This window comes from bacterium, assembly GCA_029210965.1.
In the GTDB taxonomy this organism is placed as follows: domain Bacteria; phylum BMS3Abin14; class BMS3Abin14; order BMS3Abin14; family BMS3Abin14; genus JALHUC01.
Genome location: JARGFZ010000005.1, coordinates 17,671 through 40,633 on the forward strand (window position 1 = coordinate 17,671; position 22,963 = coordinate 40,633).

A 22,963-nucleotide genomic window follows, 5' to 3' on the forward strand; every position below is an offset into this window, starting at 1 on the left:
TGCCCGGAATAACAAAAAAAACCGCCCTTTGGGCGGCTTCATGATTTCATTTGGCGTCCTGCGTTCTGTGTGCTGCGTCCTGAACTTCAGCTGACAGCTGAAGTTCCTACTCCTTCAACTTCCGGATCACTTCAACGACATCAACGATGTTCTCCGCGCATTGCCGGCACTTTTCCGGTTCGGCAGAACGTTTTTCATTTTCCAGGGCGTTCATACAACAGACGTTGATGAGAAGGTCCTCCAGAAAGGCGACCTGGGTCCTGGTGAAAACGGTCCGGTAGTCGCACAAAGGACAGGTTTCAAGATGTTCAGCGTGAGCGCACATTGTCATTAACTCCAACTGTTTCTTCCCTGCTGTTGAAATGCGAAATTAACCTGGTAAGGCGGTAACCTTCCCAGATTCGGAAAGCATTAAATACCCCATGGGCATCGTCAGCGCTCTGGATGGCGCTTATGGGCAAATGTCAGACTTGAACCGCTGCCTCTTCCTCACAGTCCCTGACTGTCTGGTAGAGAGACGGCCAATTTTTACGCAGGCTTTCGTGAGAGAAAAACTGGGACTGGCACGTTTGGCAGAAGAACCAGTCCTGGTTTTCAAACCGTTTGCTTATGATCTCGGCCTTACAGTTGGGACAGTGGGTCGTCAGTTGCATGCGAAAACTCCTTTCACAGCTCTTTCTTGTGAATCGAAACTGCTAACGTATATATCTATAGCAATTCCCTTGCCTGAACATGCAATCCCTTATATTTCAGTATGTTAGGTAAAAATTGATGACGGAGTGGAAACATTGTTGGGTAAATTTTTACCCATTTTCTGGAGCTACCCCCTATTTGTGGGTGCGCCCTGACGGGCGCACAAAGAAAAAGCCGTCCAACGGACGGCTAAGCGTGTCTTTTCTGGGTACTGGGTACTGACTACTGGCAACTGAAATCTCACGTTCGATATTCACAGTTAATGCGAACGTATTCCTCCGTTAAATCGCACGTCTTCATGGTCGCTCGTCCCTCTCCGTCCCCGATACCAAGGGTGATCTCATATCGGTCCAGCTTCATGACTTTCACCGCCTCGGCCTCATCGTAACCGGGGACGATCTCCCCCCCCTCGAGGACCTTCACCTCGCCGATGAAAAGGGATATCTTTGCCATGTCTACCGCCGCGCCAGAGTACCCGGCAGCAGCAGCGATCCTGCCCCAATTGGGATCAGCCGCGGCGAAGGCCGTTTTTACCAGGAGTGACTCGGCAATGGCCCTGGCAGCCATTTTCGCTTCCCCGTTGTCCGCCGCACCAGTCACTTTGATGTTCACCACCTTCGTGGCACCTTCCCCGTCCCCAACGATCATATCCGCCAGGGTTTCGCAAACCTTGTGAACAGCCTCACCGAACACCGCAAGGTCATCGGCCCTTTTAACCTCCTGACCCTTGCCCGAGGCCATAAGGATCACCGTGTCGTTGGTACTCATATCTCCATCAACAGTGATGGAGTTGAAAGTATCGGCCACCGCATCGGCCAGGACCTGGGAAAGATCGGATTTGCCGACCCCAGCGTCAGTGAGGATGAACGCCAGCATGGTAGCCATGTCGGGGGCGATCATCCCGGACCCCTTGGCCATCCCCACAATGCGGGCCTTCCCGTTTTTAAGGGTAACTTCCTGAACCACGGTTTTCGTCACCGAGTCAGTGGTAAGGATGGCCTGGGAAACCAGCTCCAGGCCCTCCGGGGAAAGCTCCCGGACCAGCGGGTCCAGGGCCGCTTCCATCCTGTCCATGGGAAGCCTTTGTCCAATGACCCCGGTGGAACACGGAAGCACCGATTCTTCCGGAATATCCAGAAGTCTGGCCACCCTCTCCGAAAGCCTCAGCGCATCCGCCCGGCCGCCGGACAGGGTCATGCAGTTGGCGTTCCCGCTGTTGACCAGCACCGCCCGGGCACTGCCCTTCCGGCCGACCCTCTCCCGGCAGATTTCCACAGGGGGAGCGACAACAGCGTTCCGGGTAAACACAGCGGCTGTCGTGGCGTCGCTATCGGCTACGATAAGCCCCAGATCAAGGCGGCCGTTCCCCTTATTCCTGATATCCGCAGATACGGCCCCGGCTGAAAATCCATTAACCTTGAGCATTTTTATTCATCCCCTCCACCCTCTTCAGCTTTCCTGCCTCCAAAGAGAAGGTGCAGCCTGGTCCCGCCACCTTCGGCCAGATCAGCCCAGATGGCACCGTGGTGCCTCTCCATGATGGCTCTTGCGATGGACAACCCCAGCCCGATCCCCTCAGGCTTTTCGGTCAAGATATCGCCCAATTGCCTGAACTTCTCAAAGATCAGGGGAATATCCCTCTCCTTCATGCCTTTGCCATGGTCCCTGACCGTCAACTCCACCCACCCTCGCATCTCTCCCGTAAGTGCCAGGGATTCTCTGCCCACAGCGTAATCAGGAACATGGGGGAGACTGCCGTGCCAGAAAGCGTTGATCTCCACAGAAGAACCCTCCGGTGAAAACTTGACGGCGTTTTCCAGGATGAGTCCCATTGTTCGTTTAAACAACCTCACGTCGCAAATGAACTCGGCATCCTGAACCTCTTCCAGAACCATCGAAACGTTCCTGTCCTTCAACCTGCCGTCAAACTCCTGGACCGTTCCTTCAACAAGGATCTTCGCGGGGTTAGGCTCAAGTTTCCATGGAACCCGCCCTGCCTCAAGACGAAAGAGCTCCAGGATCCTTTCCACAAGATAGTTCAGGTGGTTCGCTGAACCTTCCAGGCGGCCTATGAACTCGGCAAGGCTGTCGGTCTCTCCCTCAAGATCCAGGGTGGGAATAAGACTTGCGAAGCCAATGATGGATGTGAGGGGTGTCTTGAGCTCATGGGACAGGTTGAGGATCAGCTCCGTCTTGTCCTTGTCCAGTCGCACCAGCTCTTCATGAGCATCTCTGAGCGCCTCGGCCTTTTGCTCCAGATCGAGGAAAAGTCTCGCGTTGTCCATGGACATGGCAACCTGGGAGGCCATGGTGTAGAGCAGATCGCGGTCCGATTCCGTGAAAGACTCTCCGTTTATCTTATTGTTGGCGTTGAGAACACCCAGAACGCGGTCACCCCTTACGAGAGGCACACACAGCGCCGATTGTGTCGTGTACTGAGCCTTGAAGGAGGAGGGCCTGAACCTTTCGTCCTTGCTGATGTCGTTGATAAGAAGAGGTTCACCGGTCTGGGCAACATGGCCGGAGATCCCTTTACCCAGGGGGACAGTGACCTTCCCGATAACCTCTTCCGGCAGCCCCATCGCCTCAACAAGCCTGAGGACCTCCCCCTCCATCACCATGAGGGAGGCTGTTTCCACCTTAAGAGTATCCGAGATCGCCGCGATGGTTCTTTTGAACAGGCTCTGGAGAATTTCCTTGCTGGATGCCTCTCCGAGCATCCGGAGAGTGAGAAGTTCCCTGGCCCACCTGTCGGAACGGGCTACGATCTTCTCTTTTTCCGTGGAGATCTCATGGTCGATGACCGCGCTGCTGACCGCAGACAGCAACTGCACGGGTTTGAACGGTTTGGAAAGGAAATCGCTGGCTCCGTTACGGATCATCTCCACCACGTTATCAAAGGATCGCACGCCGCTGACACAGATCACAGGGGTCAGCCTGTCGTGCATGCGCACCTTCTGAAGCAGTTCAATACCTGACATTTCCCCCATCACAATATCGGTAACGATCACCTTAAACCTGTTACCTTTCAGCAGCTCAAGGGCCTGCTCGCCGCTGGTCACTCCCTGAGCCTCGAAACCGCCGTCGGACAGGATGTCAACCATCTGCCGCAGGAAGAACCGGTCGTCGTCCACGACGAGAATGCTGGGTCTGTTGTTGTCGGTTGATTCGGTCATACTTGCTGGCTCACTCACTCGCTTCGCTTGAGATCCATGTTAATCTCAAATCTCAAATCTCAGATCTCAGATCTCAGATTCAACCCAAGGTTCAATATTGATAAAATCGCAAAAAGTCCAATCCGGGACTTTTCGCTCCACGGAAAGGGAAAAGCGTCGTTTTCCCTTTCCTTACAAATCAATGACTTACAGTGAGAGTCATTGATTTGGGCGCCCCGCGCGGGGCGCATTGATGACTTTTTGCAAAGTCATCAATATTAAAAAAGCTATTGTCAGTTTATTACTTTTGATTTTCTCCTGCGTTCTGTGTTCTGCGTTCCAGCTCTCTCCTGGCTACTGACTCCTGGATTCCGGCTCCTGCTCTTAGGCATTTACTCCACAGCACTTCTTGTACTTCTTCCCCGAGCCGCAGGGACACGGTTCGTTCCTGCCCACCTTGCGGCCGTCCCTTTTTACCGTTTGTTGTACCGGTTGCCCCTGCCCCGGAGCCGGCGCCCTGGGCTGGCCCGGGGAGAAGGCATCCTCCACGGGGCCCCTCGTCATGGAGAAGTGCTGCTGTCGCCTCTGGGGGATATTCTCCTCCTCAGCCATCTGGATAAGGAAAAGGATACGGATCGTATCCTCCCTGACCCTGTCCATCATGGCCTCGAACATTGCGTAACCTTCCATTTTGTACTCTGAAAGAGGGTCTTTCTGGCCATATCCCCTCAGCCCGATCCCCTCCCTGAGCTGATCCATGCCGTACAGATGATCCTTCCACTGCCCGTCCAGGACCTGCAGGAAGAAGTTTTTCTCCAGGATCCGCATCGTCTCGGGACCAAACTCAGCCTCCCTGGCCGCGTATTTCTCCCTGGTGAGGGCCAGGAGCCCCTCTTCAAAGGCATCCACATCAGCTTCGAAAGAGCTCATCGTGGGTTTGAAACCGAAAACGGCAAAGAAGCGATCACCCAGCCCATCCAGATCCCATTCGTCGTAGTGAGCCTTGGGGTCGATATGGAACTGGACCATTTCCTCGATCGTCTCCTGGACCAGATCATCGATCCATTCAGACAGATTTTCCGTTCCCAGGATCTCCCTTCTCTGCCCGTAAACCGATTCGCGCTGCATATTCATGACATCGTCGTATTCGAGGATGTGTTTCCTGATGTCGAAGTTGTGGCCCTCGACCCTCTTTTGGGCGTTCTCAATGGCCTTGGAAACCATCCTGTTCTCGATCTCCTGCCCCTCAGTCATCCCCAGCCGCTCCATGAGTCCGGAGATCCGCTCGGAACCGAAAATGCGCATGAGATCGTCTTCCAGGCTCAGAAAAAACCTGGAACTGCCCGGGTCCCCCTGACGACCAGACCGTCCCCGCAGCTGGTTATCGATCCTCCTGCTCTCATGTCGTTCTGTCCCCAGGATATGCAGGCCTCCCGCTTCCAGGACGGAGATGCGCTCCTGGTCGCAAAGTTTCTGCATCTCTTCCAGGACCTTCACGTACTCCTCCGAATCGGTGTCCTTGACTTTGTGCTTTGCAAGAAAGCCCGGGTTGCCTCCCAACACGATATCCGTTCCCCGTCCCGCCATGTTGGTGGCCACGGTTACGGCACCCGCCCTTCCCGCCTGGGCCACAATATCAGCCTCTCGTTCATGGTGCTTGGCGTTGAGGACGTTGTGAGCGATCCCCTCCCTTTTCATCATCCTGGAGAGAAGTTCGGAACTCTCGATGGAGGCGGTGCCCACCAGAACAGGTTGGCCCCGGTGCTGGCAGTCGGCTATCTCGTCAACAACCGCATTGTACTTCTCCTTCACGGTGCGATAAATGAGGTCCGGGTTATCCACGCGGATCATGGGCATGTTGGTAGGGATCACAGCCACATCCAGATTGTAGATGTTCTTGAACTCAGCCGCTTCCGTATCCGCTGTCCCAGTCATACCTGCCAGCTTGTCATACATGCGGAAGTAGTTCTGGAAGGTGATGGACGCAAGGGTCTGGTTTTCGCTCTCGATCTTGACCCCCTCTTTAGCTTCCAAAGCCTGATGCAGCCCATCGCTGTAACGTCTTCCAGGCATGAGACGACCGGTAAATTCGTCCACGATGAGCACCTGGTTGTCCTTGACGACATAATCCACATCCCTTTTGAAAAGAGCGTGGGCCTTTAACGCCTGTTGAACGTGGTGATTGATCTCGATAGTTGCCGGATCATAGAGGTTATCGACGCCCAGAAGCTTTTCTACGCGCTCAACACCTTCTTCGGTGAGAACAACGCTCCTGGCCTTCTCGTCCTTTGTAAAGTGAATCTCCTCCTTCAGGCGGGGCATGATGGTGTTAATATTGTAGTACTTGTCAGTGGAGTCCTCCGCCAGACCGGATATGATGAGAGGGGTACGGGCTTCATCCACCAGGATACTATCGACCTCGTCCACGATGGCATAGACCAGATCCCTCTGGACATAATCCTCCAGGGAGAATTTCATATTGTCCCTGAGATAATCGAAGCCGAACTCGTTGTTTGTCCCGTAGATCACATCGGCCCCGTAAGCCTTTTTTCTCTCCAGGTCTCCCATGTCGTGCTGAATAACACCAACTTCCAGGCCGAGGAATCTATAGATAGTCCCCATCCATTCGGAATCCCTGCCAGCCAGATAGTCGTTCACTGTCACCACGTGAACACCGGCCCCTGTAAGGGCGTTGAGATATACCGGAAGAGTAGCAACAAGGGTCTTTCCCTCCCCGGTTTTCATCTCGGCGATCTTTCCCTGGTGAAGAATTACCCCGCCCACGATCTGAACGTCGAAATGCCTCATACCCAGAAGCCTTACGGATGCCTCCCTTACCACAGCGAAAGCCTCCGGAAGCAGGTCGTCCAGCGTTTCTCCCTGCTTCAGGCGTTCCTTGAACTGACCTGTTTTTCCTTTCAGGGCAGCATCATCCAGGGCCTGCATGGAAGGTTCCAGGCTGTTTACACTCTCCACAATGGGAACGATCCGTTTAAGCTCCCTTTCGTTTGTAGTACCGAATATTTTTTGAGCGATAAGTTTGATCATTGATGGGGTTCCTGCGAGTTTGAACTCAGCTTTGAGTTTCAGGTTTCGGGTTTCGGGTTAAGAACATTTCTTCAATACCGATCGACTTGGCGCCAATCGCGTAAGTTAACATCTGTTTCCTGTGTTGCAAACAAAAACCGGGAGCAACCTCATAGAAAACGGCCCCGGTGGCATCACCCCCGGGGCCGTTGGAAAAGTCTTTTTTCAGCTTTGCCCGACTCAGTTCAGTATGTATCTGGACGGGTTGACTGACACTCCGTTTACAGCCACTTCATAGTGAACGTGGGGACCGGTGCTCCTCCCCGTACTGCCGATACGGGCGATCACATCACCCCTCTTGACCTTCTGTCCCAATTTGGCATCAAGAGAGGAACAGTGGCCGAACCTGGTGGTTATTCCATAACCGTGGTCGAGGATGACCATGTTGCCAAAACCGCCCTCGCGGCCGGCAAATACGACGAGACCGTCAGCGGGTGCGATAATAGGCGTACCACTTCTTGTGGCAATATCGAGCCCCTTGTGCAATTCACGCCTGCCGGTAAAGGGAGAGGAACGGTAGCCGAAAATAGAGGTCAACCATCCTTTGACCGGCCAGATAGAGGGTGTTGAAGCGAGGAGTGACTTCTGATCTTCCAGATACTCCACAAGTTCCTGGAAGCTTCTCTCCTGGATACTGACCTCTGTCTTGAAACGGTCCATGCTCCTGTTCATGCTGCTGATGATGGTCTGGTCCTGGAAGGAAAGTTCTCCCTCCAGAGGGTTGAACGGTTCCGGGTTCTCACCGCCAATACCCATGATCTGCTCGGGGTAGACCACACCGTCCAGATCAGCCATGACCCTCAGCTTCATATCGAACTGCCTGAGCCTGGTCATTTCTCCCTGGAGATCATCAAAGGATTTGGCGAAAGTGACCAGCTGCTGCTGCTGCTGGCGTGCCTCCAGGCGCAGCCTGTCAAGTTCAGCCACCATCTTCTTGACACCGTAATAGTCAGTAACCAGATATCCCAAGCCAAGGGAAAAGATAGCGAGGATCACTATAAATCCCCTGACCATGGATCTGGGAACCCTGTATTTCCTTACCCGCGTAGTCTCATCGGGCAGGATCATGATCGTATATTTCTTTTTATTCACGATACAAACTCTCCCCGTGGAAGCTGGTTCGCTCCCCTATTGTTGTCAATAAATTTTTGAAAAAACTAACATATCCGATTGGCAATTGCAAGATACCTTCATTATGCCGGAAACCGGGTAATTAACAATCCCATTTCCAGGGATCATAAAAAATCTTTTAAACATACAGGGACAGTGGCCTTGATCTGCAGCTCTTTTCTGCTTTCCATTTAACTGCCCGAGACAATGACCGATTCGAACAGCAGAGTCGGTGAGCCCAGAGACCCGTAAAAGGAAAGGTCATCTCCGACACCTGCAAGGGAGGCCATCAGATCGAACAGATTCCCGCTCACCGTGCCGTTCCTGAAAGGCCGTACAGGTTCCCCATCATGAAGGATATAGCCAGCAGCGCCAAGGGAAAAATCCCCGGAGACGCTGTCCATCGTGTGAGCACCCAGCAGGCTATTGAACTTCACCGAGAGGCCCGGAGGCACCATCGAATCAATAGAACGGGTTCCCTTCTGGATATAGAGGTTGGAAGGTCCCGGCACAGGAGCGCCGGTTAGGGCTCCTCTGGAAGCGTTTCCCGTGGGCTCTTCAGACCACCTTGCCGCCGTCTTGAGGGTGTGCATACAGCCAGTAACGACACCGCTGTCCACAAGTTTTCTCGGCACAGGAGGCACTCTCTCGTCGTCAAAGGGCACCGAACCTGTCCTCCAGGGTATGGTTCCATCGTCAACAATGGTGAGAACTTCCGAAAAAAGCCTTTCCCCTCTTTTATCGACCAATCGGGACCGACCCTTTTGCATCTCCTCGGCAGAAAAAGAAGAGATCAGGGCCCCGAGGAGATCAAGAGCGACCTTGGGGGGGAACAGGGCCGGGTAGGTCCCCGTTTCTGGCGGCAACCCGCCCAACAGCTGTACCGCTTCGGCAGCAGCGTTCTGCCCCACTTGTCCGGGTGCCAGGTCGGCAAGCCTCCTGGACACCATGAAATCGTGCCCCGATTGGGATTCTTCCCCCTCCCTGGCCACCGCCTGCACGGACAGGGAAAAGATGGAATCCTCATAAAACCAGACACGCCCTCCCGAGGCGATGGCGGTGCCCTTGCGCTGCTCCTGGTAGGCAGGTTTGTGGGCCTGTTCGACGCGGTCATCGGTATCCATGACCGCCGCCTCTGCTTCCGAGGCGAGGAGGAGCTTGTCCTGGAAGGACATTTCAACCCCCCCGGCGTCGTAAAGGCCCTCTGTCGACCCTATTTCCCCTGAGCTGGAGAAGCGGTTCTCCTCCACTGGGGGCAAAAGACGGGCGGCGTCAATGGCATCCCGGGCCAGGTCAGCATAACCTGCCTCATCGGGAGCTGTAGTGAAGGCGAACCCCTGCCGCTTACCGTCAAGCAAAACCCTAAGGGCAGCTGAGGTCTCTTCGCTGCGCCTTACTCCCTCAGGTTTGCCTTCCTTTACCTCAATACGCAGGGAGTGGCTTCGGCGGACCATACACTCCGCTTCATCGGCGCCGTTCCTGCGGGCTGTTTCTTCTATTTGGGAGGCTATTTTTTCAATATCATGATTATACATTCAGAAAAGCTCCATGATCATGGCATCCTCATCGCAATTGGGAAACTGTGGGCACTTAAGGCAGTCCCTCCAAACCTTTTGGGGGAGAGACTCCTTGGGAACCTTTGAGAAACCTACCCCTTCGAAGAACCCGGGTCTGTAAGTCAGGGCGTATATACGGGCGATGCCCAGGGACCTTGCTTCCTCAATGCATGCGTTAACAAGGGTCTTTCCTATACCCTTTCCCTGCAGTTCCGGTGCCACGGCAAGGGATCTCACCTCGGCAAGATCCTCCCAGTTGATGTGGAGGGCTGAGCATCCTACTACCCTACCGTCCCCACCGTCCTGTTCGACCACGAAGAAGTCCCGTAGCCCCTCGTAAAGTTCGCTGCGGGACCGGCCCAGCATCTCGCCCCGGGTAGCAAAGGAGTTCACCAGGGTGTGGATCACGGGGACATCCCCCATCCTCGCCTTCCTTAAATTCATCTTATTTTCAGCCACGAGCCCCCTCCAAAAGTTCCCTCGCCGATCTGACGATCCCCGAGGACACCTCAATTCCACCCATCATCCGGGCCAGTTCGTCCACCCGCTCATCATCGTCCAGATACCGCGTCCTGACCACCGTCCTGCCTCTTTCCTCGGATTTTTCTACCACGATGTGGTGATGGGCGCAGGCTGCCACAGGAGCCAGGTGCGTAATACAAAGGACCTGGTGGTGGCTGGCAATGTTCTGCAGCTTGCGGCCGAGAACAGCCGCCACTCTGCCCCCGATGCCGGCATCAACCTCATCGAAGACCAGTGTCCCCACCCCGTCAGCTCCGGCGAGGATCTTTTTTAAGGCCAGCATCACCCTTGACAACTCCCCCCCTGACGCGATCTTCCTCAGAGGCATCAGAGGTTCTCCAGGGTTGGGAGAAATGAGAAACTCGGCCTCATCGATCCCCGTTTCGCTCATATCATTTTCCTGAAAAGCGACCGAGAACCTTACCTTCTCCATGGCGAGATCCTGCAGCTCCGTCTTGACCGAGCTTTCCAGCAATAGAGCCTTTTTTTTCCTGTCCTGGCTCAGGCCAAAAGCCAGCTTCCCGGCACGGGCTGCCAGATCCAGCTCCCGGGATTGCAACGTCTCGAGATCAGTGTCTCCCTCCTCGATGAGAGCAAGCTCCTGTCTCGCCTCTTCCAGGGTCCCCAGGACCTCTTTCATGGAGGGACCGTATTTTTTCCTGAGGGTCGAGATAACAGCCAGGCGTTCATGGATCTCCTGGAGACGGTGAGGGTCGGCCTGGACCGCTCCCGTGTAGTCCCTCAGAAAATGCCCGGCCTCCTCCAGCTGTGCCCCTGCACCTTCGATCAATTCCACAACTTCACGCAGCCTGCCGTCTGTCTCCATCATCTGTTTCAGATTTCCGGCAGAACCGCGAACCGTTTCCACGACGGAACCCTCACCCTGATAAAGCTCCTCCAGAGCAGTAGAGGCTGTATGCAGCAATTTTTCAGCAGCCCCCAGGATGCCTTCCTCCTCACAAAGTCTCTCCTCTTCATCCGGATCCAGTTCCGCGGATTGGAGTTCTTTAGTAACGTAACGCAGGTAATCCAACCTGGCCAGACGGTCCTTTTTGTCCCTTTCTATGGTGTCGAGTCGTTCCCTGGTCTTCACAAGCTCCCGAAAAACCAGGGAAAACTCCTGCTTCTTGTTTTCAAGGGAGGCAAAGGAATCCAGAGCCTGCAGATGAACAGCGGTTTTGAGCAAAGATTGGTGCTCATGCTGGCCGTGCAGGTCCACCATGTGATCCCCCATCTCTTTGAGATGAGGGATCGTGATCATCGTGCCGTTGACCGAAGCCCGTCCTCGCCCCTCCCTGCGGATCTCCCGGAGGATCATTATCTCGTCGTCCACGCAGCTGATCCCTTCAGGGAGGTTGGCTCCAGGGTCCCGGAAGACCGCCTGTACACTGGCAGAATCTTCCCCGGACCTCACTACGGACCCATACACCTTTTCACCAAGGACGGCCTGAAGGGCATCGACGATGATCGACTTCCCGGCCCCGGTCTCACCCGTGAGTACGGTCAACCCGGGATTGAAGGGCAAAGCCAGTTCGTCGATGATGGCGAAACCTTTTATTGAAAGAAATTCGAGCAATGTGTTCCTCTTTACTCCAAATTCATTTAGTCCACCAATGGTGAAAAGTGAACCGTGAACCGTGAATAGACAAAACCAACAGCTACAATGTTTTCACCCTTTTACCTTTTACCGTTCACTGTTCACCGTTCACCGTTCACACATCGATACTTTTTCACTCGGACAAACATCATCGATGTCCCCAATGCAGCTTCGCACCCAGAACATCATAGAAGTTTCTGACCCCGGTCCGGATAAGGTTGACCTTCTGGTCCGAAGCCCTGACTCGGACGCAATCCCCCTGCTTGAGTCTTGTCCCCTCCTGCCCGTCGAGGGTGAGAAACACCGCACCGGAATCGCTGAGCAGACACAACGCCACTCTGGATCGGCCAGAAATTACCAGAGGGCGGTTGGTCAGGGTGTGAGGACAAATGGGAGAGATCACGAACGCATCCAGTGTGGGTTCTATGATCGGTCCTCCTGCCGCCAGAGAATAGGCTGTCGATCCGGTCGGAGTGCTGATAATGAGGCCGTCCGCCTGATAGTTCGTCACCTTATGGCCGTCAACAAATGTCTCCAGATCGATGATCCTGGCTAACGCGCCTTTGTTGATGACCACATCGTTCAGGACCTGGTATTGGCCGATCTGCTCACCTGCACGATGAAGGGATGCCTCGAGGCGGACCCTGGACTCAATGGTATACTCCCCCTCCAGAACTCTTTCGAGGGCCTCGAAAAGCTCATCCAGTCCAAGTTCAGTGAGAAAACCAAGGGACCCAAGGTTGATCCCGAGGATGGGCTCGTTCGTTCCTTCCAGTAGCCGGGCGGCGGAAAGAAGAGTGCCGTCTCCCCCGAGGACAAGAACCATATCAACCCCGTCCGAAACATGCTCTCTCGGGACAGCGATGGAATCTCCATCGGCCAACCCCCTGTAATCCTCCTGAATGCGAACCTTCACCCCGCGGCCGGTGAGCCAAGGAACGAGCTTCCCCATGACTTCGTCAGCGTGGACACTGGTGGTTTTCGTTATGATCCCGATCTCCTTCATTTCAGGCATGGGAAGCTCCCTTAACCAAAAAACAACAGTTTCGGAGTTTCGGAGTTTCGGTGTGTCGGAGTATCGATGAAATAAATTTTAATACTAACATGTTTTCACCCCGTTGCCTCATACTCTCAAATCGCCCTTTACACCGTGTCCTCGCGTCTCCGTGTCCGGTTATTCCCCGTTACCCCCATACTCCCTTACTCCCCCGCTAACCCTCCCCTTGCCAGATCAGATAGGCAAGAAATTCCACATTCCCCTTGGGGCCCTTAATGGGTGACTCCATACTGCCCCTGGAGGTAAACCCCTCTCCGGCAGCCGCCTCGAGAACATCGTGAACAACTTCCTTGTGAACCATCGGATCTCTTACGACCCCCCCCTTCCCTACCTTCTCTCTGCCTGCCTCGAACTGAGGTTTGATAAGCACCACGACCCGAGCCCCCGCCTTCAGGAAAATCCCCAGTCGGGGCAGGATAAGCCGGAGGGAAATAAATGAAACGTCCGCTACCGCCATGTCCAGGCCGTGGGGAAGCGCTTCATCGTCGATATTCCTGAAGTTTGTCCTTTCCAGGACAGTGACCCTGTCATCGTTTCTCAGCTTCCAGTCCAGCTGCCCATAGCCAACGTCAACAGCGAAAACCTCAGCTGCGCCGGCCTTCAGGAGACAGTCAGTAAATCCACCGGTGGACGCTCCCACATCGAGGCACCTGGCTCCGGTGGGGTCGATCCCGAAATGCGCAAGGGCAGCGTGAAGCTTCAGCCCTCCCCGGCTGACATAGGGAAGCGTCTCTCTGACGGTAAGGGAAACATCGGGGTCCAGACGGGTACCCGCCTTTTCGATCCTTGATTCCTTCGAATAGACACGGCCGGAGAGAATGAGCGCCTGGGCCCGGGTTCTCGTTTCCGCCAGCCCCCTTTCAACCAGGAGGAGATCAGCTCTTTTGGATTTCGCCACCGGAAAGAACTTCCTTCACAGTTGCGCCGATCCCGTCGGCATCGATCTTAAGCTCCGATCTCAACTCCTTGAGAGTGGCCTGCTCCAGGAAAGAATCCGGCAAACCAAGGCGGTGGATAGTGAAAGTTTCACCATTGTCAGATGCCGCTTCAATAACAGCAGACCCGAAACCGCCCTGGAGCACATTCTCCTCTACAGTCAGTGTTACACGGCATTCTCTGGCCCACTGGAATATCAGATCGGAATCCAGGGGTTTGATGAACCTGGCATCGATGACCGCAACCGATATTCTTTCGGCCTCCAGAGCCTCTGCAGCCGCCATGCATGGATGAACCGTTGACCCCACACCCACCAGAAGGACATCGGCTCCTTCACGGAGAAGTTCCCCCGTACCGACCTCCCACGGTGCAGGCTCGGGAATAGTCACCCCTTCGCCTGTTCCCCGCGGGTAGCGGAACGCTGATGGTCCGTCCAGGGACAGGGAGGTCGCAAGAGCCTGAACGAGAGCTGCCTCGTCTCGCGGAGCCATGAAGGTCAGGTTGGGTATGTGCCTCAGATAGGACAGGTCGAAGGTTCCGTGGTGAGTCGGTCCGTCCTCTCCCACCAATCCGCCCCGGTCCATGGCAAAAATAACAGGCAGATCCTGGAGACAGACGTCGTGAACGATCTGATCGTAGGCTCTCTGGAGGAAGGTGCTGTAGATAGCCACTACAGGCCTGAAACCCCTCGTGGCAAGACCTGCGGCAAAGGTGACCCCGTGCTGTTCGGCGATACCTACGTCGTAGAACCGGTCGGGAAACTCTCTGGCGAAGAGGTCAAGGCCCGTGCCTTCCGGCATTGCCGCCGTAATGGCTATTATCCTGTCGTCCCTTCCGGCTGCCTGGACGAGAGCCTTGGAGAACACACTGGTGTAGGACGGGGGGCCGTCATTCTTGAAGGCCAAACCTGTTTCGAGATCGAAAGGCCCGATTCCGTGAAAGGCCATGGGGTTTTTTTCCGCCAGTTCATAACCCTTGCCCTTTTCCGTTTCCACATGGACCAACACTGGACCATCCATCCGTCTTGCGTTTGTCAGCGCCTCGATGAGGCGGTCCAGCCTGTGCCCCTTTATGGGACCGATATATTCATACCCCAGCTCTTCGAATACCATGCCGGGATAAATGAGGGCCTTGAATGCATCCTCCGCCCTTTGAGCAATGTGGAGAAAATGCTCTCCCACCCTGGGGATGCTCTTCAGAAAGTTCTCTGTCACCTTTTTGACCCTGTTCACAGGATTTCCAGTGAGCATACGGGACAGGTAGGAGGACATAGCTCCCACGTTGGGGGCTATGGACATCTCATTGTCATTGAGGATCACCACCAGTTTATTTCCCAGTTCCCCGCCCTGGTTGAGGCCCTCCAGAGCCAGACCGGCCGTCATGCTCCCGTCACCGATGACGGCCACTACTTTACCCTCCTCGCCCTGGTGTCTCATCGCCTCCGCTACACCGAGAGCTGCCGAAATGGAGGTGCCGCTGTGCCCGACATCGAAAACATCGTAAAGGCTTTCTTTCCTCTTGGGAAAACCGCTGATGCCGCCTTTTGTGCGCAGGGTGGTGAACCTGTCCCTTCGACCCGTGAGGAGCTTGTGGGTGTACGCCTGGTGCCCCACATCCCAGATGACCTTGTCCTGGGGCATCCGGAAGACGTGATGAAGAGCCAGGGTCAGTTCCACAGCCCCGAGGTTCGATGCCAGGTGACCGCCGTTGGTGGAGACCACATCGAGGATAACTGTACGCACCTCGGCTGCCAGCTGTTCAAGCTGCTTGACATCCAGGCCCCATAGATCGGCAGGGGAGTTTATGGTGGGAAGAATAGGGTTTATTTCCAAAACCTTGCCGCTCAAACCTTACAACCTCCTGAGAAGGACATAATCCGCGATCTCGGCCAACCGGCCCGTAGAGTCAACATCGTCCATCACAGTCTTTGCATCATCCACCAGCTTAATAGCCCTTTCGCGGGCCCCCTCAAGCCCGAAGATGCCGGGGTAGGTGATCTTCCCCCTTTCGGCATCGCTTCCCTGATCCTTGCCCATCTCCTCAGTGGTGGCGGTCACGTCCAGGATGTCATCCACAACCTGAAAGGCCAATCCCACCTTTTCCCCGAAGCTTGCCAGGGCCCTTAACGTTCTCTCATCAGCATTGGCGGCAAGCCCGCCCAGGAGCAGGGAACACCGGATCAAGGCACCCGTTTTGTGGGTGTGAATGTACTCGAGGAGGGGAAGGTCGGGCTCTGTCCCCTCACTGTCCATGTCCACCTGCTGTCCGCCCACCATGCCTCTCCAGCCAGCGGCACGTGCGAGTTCCTGTACCATGCGCAGCCGCAGGTAAGCTTCTATCCCTTCACCTTCCCCCTTATTCTCAACTGACAGCAGGTCGAAAGCCATGGTAAGGAGAGCATCTCCGGCCAGTATGGCGGTCCCTTCATCGAAAGCCCTGTGACAGGTGGGGCGTCCCCGGCGGAAATCATCATCATCCATGGCCGGCAGGTCATCGTGGATCAAAGAATAAGTGTGCACCAGCTCCACTGCGCAGGCCGGCTGCAAGGCGTCATCATCTTTCCCGCCCGCGGCCGCGGCTGCGGCAAGCACCAGGATGGGACGAATGCGTTTTCCCCCGGCAAAAAGGCTATGCCGCATGGCCGACACAAGACGTGCCGGATGGGACCCCTCCCGGGGCATCAGTGCATTGAGGGCCTGGTCCACCTTTTCCCTGGATTCGTCCAGGTATCCGGCCGTACTCACTTGTCCTCTTCCTCCTCGAAGGGTTCGGTCACCAAACTGCCCGACATATCCCTGGTCAGAACTTCCACCTTGCGTTCTGCCTCCTCAAGGATATGGGTGAGTTTCTTGAGGATATTGGTACCCTCTTCAAAAAGTACGAGAGAATCTTCAAGAGGGGTTTCACCCGATTCGAGTTTCGCCACGATCTCTTCAAGATCTGTCAGCCTTTTTTCGAACTTTTTGTCATCCTTACCCGAACTCACCAATATCAACCTCTCTGGAAATGGATTGTTGTCTGAAGATGAAGAACAGTAACGGTATCATGAAACAACGTCAACGGGGAAGCAGGACTGTGTCAAAATCAGGAGTCAGGAGCCAGGAGTCAGGAGCCGGAATCTAGGAGCCAGAATTGATTTCCTGCTCTGAAAAGTTCACCCTCCTGAACCTTCTACAAGCACCTGTACCTCAGAGTAGAGGGGATTTATTCGCCTGACTCTGCGGCAAGTTCGCGCAACCGGGCTATTCTGTTTTCCGGCGCCGGGTGGGTGGACAGGAATTCGGGTCCGCCCCCGTCCAGTCCTTTCTCCTCAACCCGTGACAGAAAGGCGATCATGGGCCTGACACCGTGTTCTGTATCAACCATCCATCGGAAAGCCGTGTCGTCCGCTTCCTGTTCAAACCCCCTGGAATAGGTGGATTTCAGAAGCAGGGCCGGGAGCGCTCCTGCCGCCGACGTGATTGAGATCACGTCCCCCACGGTCACTGAAATCAGCATAAACACCCCGGCACTTTGAAGAACGGTCCGCACAGCGTGGCGCTTCTGGAGATGTGCCAGTTCATGGGCAACAACACCCAGGATCTCTCCATCGCTCTGGACAAAAAAGACCAGTTCATCGGTTAAAACCACGGTGTCCCCTGGCAGGGCGAAGGCGTTGGGACCGAAGGGGCTTTTCCTGAATTCAAAAGCACGGGGCTCGGGTGCGCCGGTTTGGTGAACGAACTCTTCCACCATGGCCCGGATATGTTCCTGTTTTTCTTCGGCAAGCTCCGTGGGCTTAAAAAAGTGACGGTCGGCGGTCTCCAGGACTCCTTTTCCCATTGCCTGGTTCGCATTTTCCGGCATGGAAAATGCCGCCACCCGGGCCAGGTAGGGGATCCCCCAGACTGAGAAACATACGACCATAACAATAGTGACCCCCACCGCGACGGCAGCCAGCTTCCAGTGACTTTCCAGCCAATGGACGAACCTGAACCCCCCCGTGCCTCCCCGTAATTTTTCCAGGGCAGCGAACGCCTGCCGATCCTCCGTATCCAGGCGGCCTCCCCCTGGCGCATAGAGTGTACGACGGGTGTTTCCAAGTGCCGGTTCTATTGTGCAGTTTCCGAGGTCGATATCCAGATGCAGGGTCTCACCCCGCACCCTCAACGACCCACCCGTCAGGCTCACTGTCACCTCGTGAGCCCTGGAACTCTTACCGTCAAAGTATGTGCCAGTAAAGGTGATCACCATCCGGGCAAGGTAACATGAAATATACCGGAGGTACAAAAAACAGAATGCAGAATGTAGAATGTAGAAAGAGATCATTTCATCTCGTTTAGTTGTCAGGGTCAGTAGGCGATTTTCTTCTACGTTCTCGATTCTACGTTCTACATTCTGCCCATCTCTTGACATCCACGTATCTTACGCATATTCTTCCCCTTCAAATTGGATTTTGCGGCAATGAAGGGGACAGTACCTGTTCCGACCCAGGTTCCCAGCGATCCGGGGGCGGTGAAAGCCCGGAAACCGGTGGGACAGAGAAGATCACCCCTGAGCCGTCACGCCGAAAGTTTGATGTAGGCGTGACCGGGTGCGCCCGTTACAGCGCCAGAGGGGTCCGGCCGCACTGACAGTGTGCCCGGGCAACCGGGGTGGTACCGCGGAATAATCCGTCCCTGGAGGGGCGGATTTTTATTTCTGGACGCAGGACGCAGGACGCAGGACGCAGGACGCAGGACGCAGGACGCAGGACGCAGGACGCAGGACGCAGGACGCAGAAAAGACAAAACCATATACTGACAGCTGTCAACTGGACATTCTTGGATTTTGGACCCTGGATTTTAAATTCAATCTGAAATCTGGGATATGAGATCTGAGATTGTGAGTTAATAATGACCGACGAGAAAAAGAGTTACAAAGACACCCTCAACCTGCCCAAGACGGAGTTTCCCATGCGGGGCAACCTTCAGGTCAAGGAACCTGAGAGGCTGGGCAGGTGGAAGGAACTGGACCTCTACAAAAAGATACTGGCCGACAGAGTAAATTCTCCCGTCTATACCCTCCACGACGGACCACCCTACGCCAACGGCAACATCCACATGGGAACGGCCCTCAACAAGATCCTCAAGGATTTTGTGGTCAAATCCAAGTGGATGTCAGGCATGTATTCCCACTATGTTCCCGGCTGGGACTGCCACGGTCTGCCCATCGAGCACAAAGTGGATTCCGAGCTAAAAGCCAGGGAAAAGGGCCTCTCGGCCGTTGAGATAAGGCGTGCTTGCAGGGAATATGCCCATAAATACGTCGACATACAGCGGGAAGAGTTCAAACGTCTTGGTGTCTTCGGTGACTGGGAAAACCCCTACCTCACCATGGCCCACCACTACGAAGCCAGGATCACGAGGGAGTTTGGCAGCTTCATCGAAAAGGGCCTCGTTTACAAACGCAAGAAACCGGTGCACTGGTGCTCTACCTGTAGTACAGCCCTGGCTGAAGCGGAAGTGGAGCACCACGACCATACCTCTCCAAGCATCTACGTTAAATTTCCTTTCATAGACGACCCATCCGGGCTGATCCCGGAACTTGCCGGTATACAGACAGAGGTTGTCATCTGGACGACAACGCCCTGGACCATCCCGGCCAACCTCGCCATCGCTTTTCACCCTGATCTCACCTACGTAGCCATTTGTGTGAACGATAAAGCTCTCATCGTAGCCGAGGAGTTGGCGGCGAGCGTCGCCGAGGCCGCGGGGCTTGAGCACACTGAACCCATTGCCCGCTTCCAGGGCCGTATCCTGGAAGGGCTCAAGACCAGACACCCCCTGTATGACAGGGAGTCGATCATTGTTCTGGCGGACTATGTCACCCTCGAGGCGGGAACAGGTTGTGTCCATACGGCTCCCGGGCACGGACAGGACGACTACGAAACAGGGCTGAGATACGACCTGGAGGTATACGCTCCGGTTGACGATAATGGCCGGTTCACCCAGGAAGTGGAATTCTTCGCTGGCACACCGGTGTTCGATGCCAACAAGGATGTGATCCGGAAGCTCGAGGAGACAGGTGCCCTGCTGGCTGCATCGACCATCAAGCACACCTACCCTCACTGTTGGCGCTGTCAATCACCTATCATTTTCCGTGCGACGGAACAGTGGTTCATCTCTATGGATCAGGGGGATCTCAGAACAAAGGCTCTGGAGGAGATCAACAACGTTTCCTGGATCCCGGAGTGGGGACAGCAGCGTCTTTACTTCATGATCGAGAACCGCCCGGATTGGTGTATTTCCAGGCAGCGGTCCTGGGGATCGCCTGTCACCATATTCTACTGCGAATCTTGCGAAGAGACCCTCATGAGCAAGGATATCTGCAACCATGTGGCCGACCTCATGGAAAAGAGCGGGGCCGACATCTGGTACTCCGGGGAAACTATCGACCTGCTGCCTCCCGGTACTCAATGCCCCTCTTGCCAGGGCACATCCTTCCGCAAGGATATGAACATTCTGGACGTGTGGTTTGACTCAGGAGTAAGCCACGCAGCAGTGCTCGAGGATCGCGATGACCTGACCTGGCCGAGCAATATGTACCTCGAGGGGTCCGACCAGCACCGGGGGTGGTTCCACAGTTCTCTTCTCGCCTCTGTCGGGACCAGGGGGAAAGCTCCCTTCAAAGAGGTCCTGACCCACGGTTACGTTGTGGACGGCAACGGACGGAAAATGTCCAAATCCATGGGCAACGTCATCTCACCCCAGGACATCGCAGACAAAAGCGGCGCGGAGATCATCCGCCTGTGGGTCGCAGCTGAAGATTACAGGGACGATATCAGGATCTCCCAGGAGATCCTTCAGCGCCTGTCAGAGGCTTACAGACGCATTCGTAACACATGCCGGTATTTATTGGGGAACCTGGAAGGCTTCGACCCGGAAAAAGACACGGTCCCCTTCGAAGATATGGAGGAAATGGACCGCTGGGCCATGCTGCGACTCTCCCAGGTTACCAGACGGATCCTGGGAGCCTACGACAAATACCAGTACCACACGGTATTCCACACACTGCACAACTTCTGCGTTGTGGATCTTTCCAACTTCTACCTCGACGTGCTCAAGGACAGGATGTACGCTTCGGTTCAGGGAGGACAACTGCGTCGTTCGGCCCAGACAGTGTTTTTCCATCTCACAGAAGGCATCGTGAAGCTCATGGCACCGATCCTCTCCTTTACCGCCGAAGAGGTTTGGGAATACCTGCCGGGCATTCGTCCTGAAAGTGTCTTCCTTTCGCGGTTCCCCACTCCCCAGGACAAGTGGGAAGACCCCGCTCTGGAGAATCGGTACCTGGAACTTCTCCGGATCAGGGATGTGGCCACCAAGGCCCTGGAGGAGATGAGACAGACCAAGAAAATAGGCAACTCCCTCGAGGCAGAGGTGACAATTCACTGTGTGAAGCCTGAGACAGTGGATTTTCTCCTCTCCTTTGGACCGGCCCTGGCAGACCTCTTCATTGTTTCCAAAACTGTGGTTAATCTAACGGAGGTTCTCCCCGAGGGGTCCATCCAGGATGAACGCACCCAGGGCGTAGGGGTCCAGGTGGCGAGAACCTCCTGGGCAAAATGCGAGCGATGCTGGAAGTTCACAGCGGATGTGGGAGATTCTCAGGATCACCCGACGATCTGCGGGCGATGTACCCAGGTATTGGAGCAGGGATGATCCGGGACACCATCCTTTTCATAACGATTATCACGGCTGACCGGATAACCAAGGTGATCGTTCCCTATTTCATGGACCTGAACCAATCCATACCGGTGATCCCCAACCTGTTCAACTTTACCTACGTAAAGAACACCGGCGGCGCCTTTGGGATACTGGCCTCCTGGGACAGTCCCATGCGAAGAGGCTTTTTCATCATTGCATCTTTAGCTGCCATCGTGCTGTTATGGTTCCTGTACAGACAGGCCGCTTCAAGCTCTTCCCGGATGCTCAGGATCTCTCTGGTATCCATCGGAGGGGGAGCCTTCGGTAACCTTTATGACAGAGCTGTATCCGGTGGGGTGGTGGACTTTCTGGACCTTTACGTAGGCAGCTACCACTGGCCAGCCTTCAACATCGCCGACTCTGCCATCAGCCTGGGAGCGGTACTTCTGGCCTACTGCTATTTCACCGGAGAGGCCCAAATGCTTGACGGCAGACAGGATCCTGATGTTTCCTGAACTTCTTTCGATAGGACCGCTGACTATCCACACCTATGGACTGATGGTCGCCCTTGGCATCCTGGCAGGCGTCGGGCTCGCCGAATACCTGCATCGCAGTTCCGGAGGCGAACCGGGCCGTGTCGTTGACATGGCGCTCATCGTCGTCATATGCGGTCTCATCGGCGCCAGGATCCTCTTCATCCTCATAAACTTCGGATATTACGCCTCAAACCCCATGGAAACCATTATGGTGTGGAAAGGGGGGCTGGTCTTCTACGGCGGCCTGCTGGGCGGAATACTGGCCCTTCTGGGATGTATCAGGTTTTACCGTCTGCCCCTCTGGCCTATGCTGGACATCGGTGCCGCCGCCATTGCCCTGGGGCACGCCATGGGCAGATTGGGCTGCTTTACAGCCGGGTGCTGTTATGGACGACTTTCGGACCTTCCATGGGCAGTGACCTTTACCGATCCAAGGTGCCTGGCGGTGGAGGTTCTGAACCTCCCCGTCCATCCAACCCAGCTCTATTCCTTCTTCTTCCTCATGGGGCTGACCGTGTTCCTCGTCTGGCTTCATCCCAGGAAAAAGTTCCCCGGTCAGGGCGCTGCTGCGTACCTCATCCTTTACGGTCTTTTCCGTTTCAGTGTGGAGTTTCTCCGGTCTGACCCCAGGGGAACCTGGTCCTTCATGAACACCACCCTCGCCACGAGCCAGTGGATCAGCCTGGTATCTGTTTTTACCGGCGTGCTTATCTACATACTTTTATCTAGCCAGCTAAAACAAAGAAAAGCCTCCGTATAACCTATTGGAGGCTTTTCGTATCGGTGTGTCGGTGTATCGGCGTATCGGAGAGTTGGTTTTCGGCAATATAGTTGAAATCTTCTCGCCAACTTCTTCTGTCCCCGTTCACAGAATCGCCGTTTCCTAATGCTTTTTGCGTTTTTTTCTCCGTTACCCCGACACCCCCATACTCCAATACCTGTCGACTTTAAATAGCGGAAGGGGGAGCCGCTTGCGCGACCCCCCCTCCCGTCCCTGAGACGGCCAGGAAACTATTGTAATGGTCGCGACAGTCCGTGCGGGACTCT

Annotated in this window: 18 protein-coding genes and 1 other annotated feature; of the genes, 3 read left to right on the forward strand and 15 right to left on the reverse strand. The window is 55.1% G+C overall.

Features of this window, described 5'->3' with window-relative positions; translation table 11 throughout:
* Positions 1-106: 106 nt before the first annotated feature.
* The 15 genes from P1S59_03500 to P1S59_03570 all read right to left on the reverse strand — a co-directional run bounded on the left by P1S59_03500 (position 107) and on the right by P1S59_03570 (position 17,883).
* Positions 107-325: a hypothetical protein gene (locus P1S59_03500; GenBank protein ID MDF1525323.1), complete on the reverse strand. Its 219-nt coding sequence runs from the start codon at positions 323-325 to the stop codon at positions 107-109.
* Between the two features lie 139 nt (positions 326-464).
* Entirely contained in the window at positions 465-653 is a 189-nt protein-coding gene (locus tag P1S59_03505; GenBank protein MDF1525324.1) for a hypothetical protein, read from the reverse strand.
* Positions 654-933: 280 nt separating this feature from the next.
* Complete coding sequence (argJ, locus tag P1S59_03510; protein MDF1525325.1) at positions 934-2,118, reverse strand: bifunctional glutamate N-acetyltransferase/amino-acid acetyltransferase ArgJ; 1,185 nt, start codon at positions 2,116-2,118, stop codon at positions 934-936.
* A 2-nt stretch (positions 2,119-2,120) separates the two neighbouring features.
* Entirely contained in the window at positions 2,121-3,869 is a 1,749-nt protein-coding gene (locus tag P1S59_03515; protein MDF1525326.1) for a response regulator, read from the reverse strand.
* Between the two features lie 363 nt (positions 3,870-4,232).
* Complete coding sequence (gene secA / locus P1S59_03520) at positions 4,233-6,896, reverse strand: preprotein translocase subunit SecA (GenBank protein MDF1525327.1); 2,664 nt, start codon at positions 6,894-6,896, stop codon at positions 4,233-4,235.
* A gap of 219 nt (positions 6,897-7,115) precedes the next feature.
* Positions 7,116-8,027 carry a M23 family metallopeptidase gene (locus tag P1S59_03525; protein ID MDF1525328.1) on the reverse strand — a complete coding sequence of 304 codons (912 nt, stop codon included), beginning with the start codon at positions 8,025-8,027 and terminating at the stop codon, positions 7,116-7,118.
* Positions 8,028-8,236: 209 nt separating this feature from the next.
* Positions 8,237-9,580: a TldD/PmbA family protein gene (locus P1S59_03530; GenBank protein MDF1525329.1), complete on the reverse strand. Its 1,344-nt coding sequence runs from the start codon at positions 9,578-9,580 to the stop codon at positions 8,237-8,239.
* A complete protein-coding gene (locus tag P1S59_03535; protein ID MDF1525330.1) occupies positions 9,581-10,045 on the reverse strand; it encodes an N-acetyltransferase in 465 nt (154 codons plus the stop codon).
* A 7-nt stretch (positions 10,046-10,052) separates the two neighbouring features.
* On the reverse strand, positions 10,053-11,699 hold the full coding sequence (recN, locus tag P1S59_03540) for a DNA repair protein RecN (protein ID MDF1525331.1): 1,647 nt from the start codon (positions 11,697-11,699) through the stop codon (positions 10,053-10,055).
* A gap of 169 nt (positions 11,700-11,868) precedes the next feature.
* Positions 11,869-12,735 carry an NAD(+)/NADH kinase gene (locus P1S59_03545; GenBank protein MDF1525332.1) on the reverse strand — a complete coding sequence of 289 codons (867 nt, stop codon included), beginning with the start codon at positions 12,733-12,735 and terminating at the stop codon, positions 11,869-11,871.
* A 196-nt stretch (positions 12,736-12,931) separates the two neighbouring features.
* Positions 12,932-13,675, reverse strand: coding sequence for a TlyA family RNA methyltransferase (locus P1S59_03550; protein ID MDF1525333.1), 744 nt, complete (start codon positions 13,673-13,675; stop codon positions 12,932-12,934).
* Positions 13,653-15,560 (reverse strand): 1-deoxy-D-xylulose-5-phosphate synthase, encoded by a 1,908-nt coding sequence (dxs, locus tag P1S59_03555; GenBank protein MDF1525334.1) that lies wholly within the window; start codon positions 15,558-15,560, stop codon positions 13,653-13,655. The genes P1S59_03550 and dxs overlap by 23 nt, the downstream gene beginning before the upstream one ends.
* Before the next feature lie 3 nt (positions 15,561-15,563).
* The gene (locus P1S59_03560; protein ID MDF1525335.1) at positions 15,564-16,457 is read right to left on the reverse strand and encodes a polyprenyl synthetase family protein; all 894 of its coding nucleotides are present in this window, start codon (positions 16,455-16,457) and stop codon (positions 15,564-15,566) included.
* On the reverse strand, positions 16,454-16,699 hold the full coding sequence (xseB, locus tag P1S59_03565) for an exodeoxyribonuclease VII small subunit (GenBank protein ID MDF1525336.1): 246 nt from the start codon (positions 16,697-16,699) through the stop codon (positions 16,454-16,456). Before xseB ends, P1S59_03560 begins: the two co-directional genes overlap by 4 nt.
* 218 nt (positions 16,700-16,917) lie before the next feature.
* Complete coding sequence (locus tag P1S59_03570) at positions 16,918-17,883, reverse strand: M48 family metallopeptidase (protein ID MDF1525337.1); 966 nt, start codon at positions 17,881-17,883, stop codon at positions 16,918-16,920.
* Positions 17,884-18,147: 264 nt separating this feature from the next.
* Positions 18,148-18,376: a binding site (T-box leader), on the forward strand.
* 211 nt (positions 18,377-18,587) lie between these two features.
* Between P1S59_03570 and ileS the strand changes: the two genes are divergently transcribed.
* Genes ileS through lgt form a run of 3 tightly spaced genes read left to right on the forward strand, consistent with a single transcriptional unit; the run spans position 18,588 to position 22,676 of the window.
* A complete protein-coding gene (gene ileS / locus P1S59_03575; protein MDF1525338.1) occupies positions 18,588-21,395 on the forward strand; it encodes an isoleucine--tRNA ligase in 2,808 nt (935 codons plus the stop codon).
* A complete protein-coding gene (gene lspA, locus P1S59_03580; protein ID MDF1525339.1) occupies positions 21,392-21,895 on the forward strand; it encodes a signal peptidase II in 504 nt (167 codons plus the stop codon). The genes ileS and lspA overlap by 4 nt, the downstream gene beginning before the upstream one ends.
* Positions 21,885-22,676: a prolipoprotein diacylglyceryl transferase gene (lgt, locus tag P1S59_03585; protein MDF1525340.1), complete on the forward strand. Its 792-nt coding sequence runs from the start codon at positions 21,885-21,887 to the stop codon at positions 22,674-22,676. The genes lspA and lgt overlap by 11 nt, the downstream gene beginning before the upstream one ends.
* Positions 22,677-22,963: the final 287 nt, after the last annotated feature.

Bases quoted from the DNA above. Each gene is read 5' to 3' on its own strand.
- P1S59_03500 (MDF1525323.1), bottom strand. From the start codon at position 325: ATGTGCGCTCACGCTGAACATCTTGAAACCTGTCCTTTGTGCGACTAC.
- secA (MDF1525327.1), bottom strand. From the start codon at position 6,896: ATGATCAAACTTATCGCTCAAAAAATATTCGGTACTACAAACGAAAGG.
- ileS (MDF1525338.1), top strand. From the start codon at position 18,588: ATGACCGACGAGAAAAAGAGTTACAAAGACACCCTCAACCTGCCCAAG.
- lspA (MDF1525339.1), top strand. From the start codon at position 21,392: ATGATCCGGGACACCATCCTTTTCATAACGATTATCACGGCTGACCGG.
- P1S59_03505 (MDF1525324.1), bottom strand. From the start codon at position 653: ATGCAACTGACGACCCACTGTCCCAACTGTAAGGCCGAGATCATAAGC.
- argJ (MDF1525325.1), bottom strand. From the start codon at position 2,118: ATGCTCAAGGTTAATGGATTTTCAGCCGGGGCCGTATCTGCGGATATC.
- P1S59_03535 (MDF1525330.1), bottom strand. From the start codon at position 10,045: ATGAATTTAAGGAAGGCGAGGATGGGGGATGTCCCCGTGATCCACACC.
- lgt (MDF1525340.1), top strand. From the start codon at position 21,885: ATGTTTCCTGAACTTCTTTCGATAGGACCGCTGACTATCCACACCTAT.
- P1S59_03545 (MDF1525332.1), bottom strand. From the start codon at position 12,735: ATGCCTGAAATGAAGGAGATCGGGATCATAACGAAAACCACCAGTGTC.
- P1S59_03515 (MDF1525326.1), bottom strand. From the start codon at position 3,869: ATGACCGAATCAACCGACAACAACAGACCCAGCATTCTCGTCGTGGAC.
- P1S59_03530 (MDF1525329.1), bottom strand. From the start codon at position 9,580: ATGTATAATCATGATATTGAAAAAATAGCCTCCCAAATAGAAGAAACA.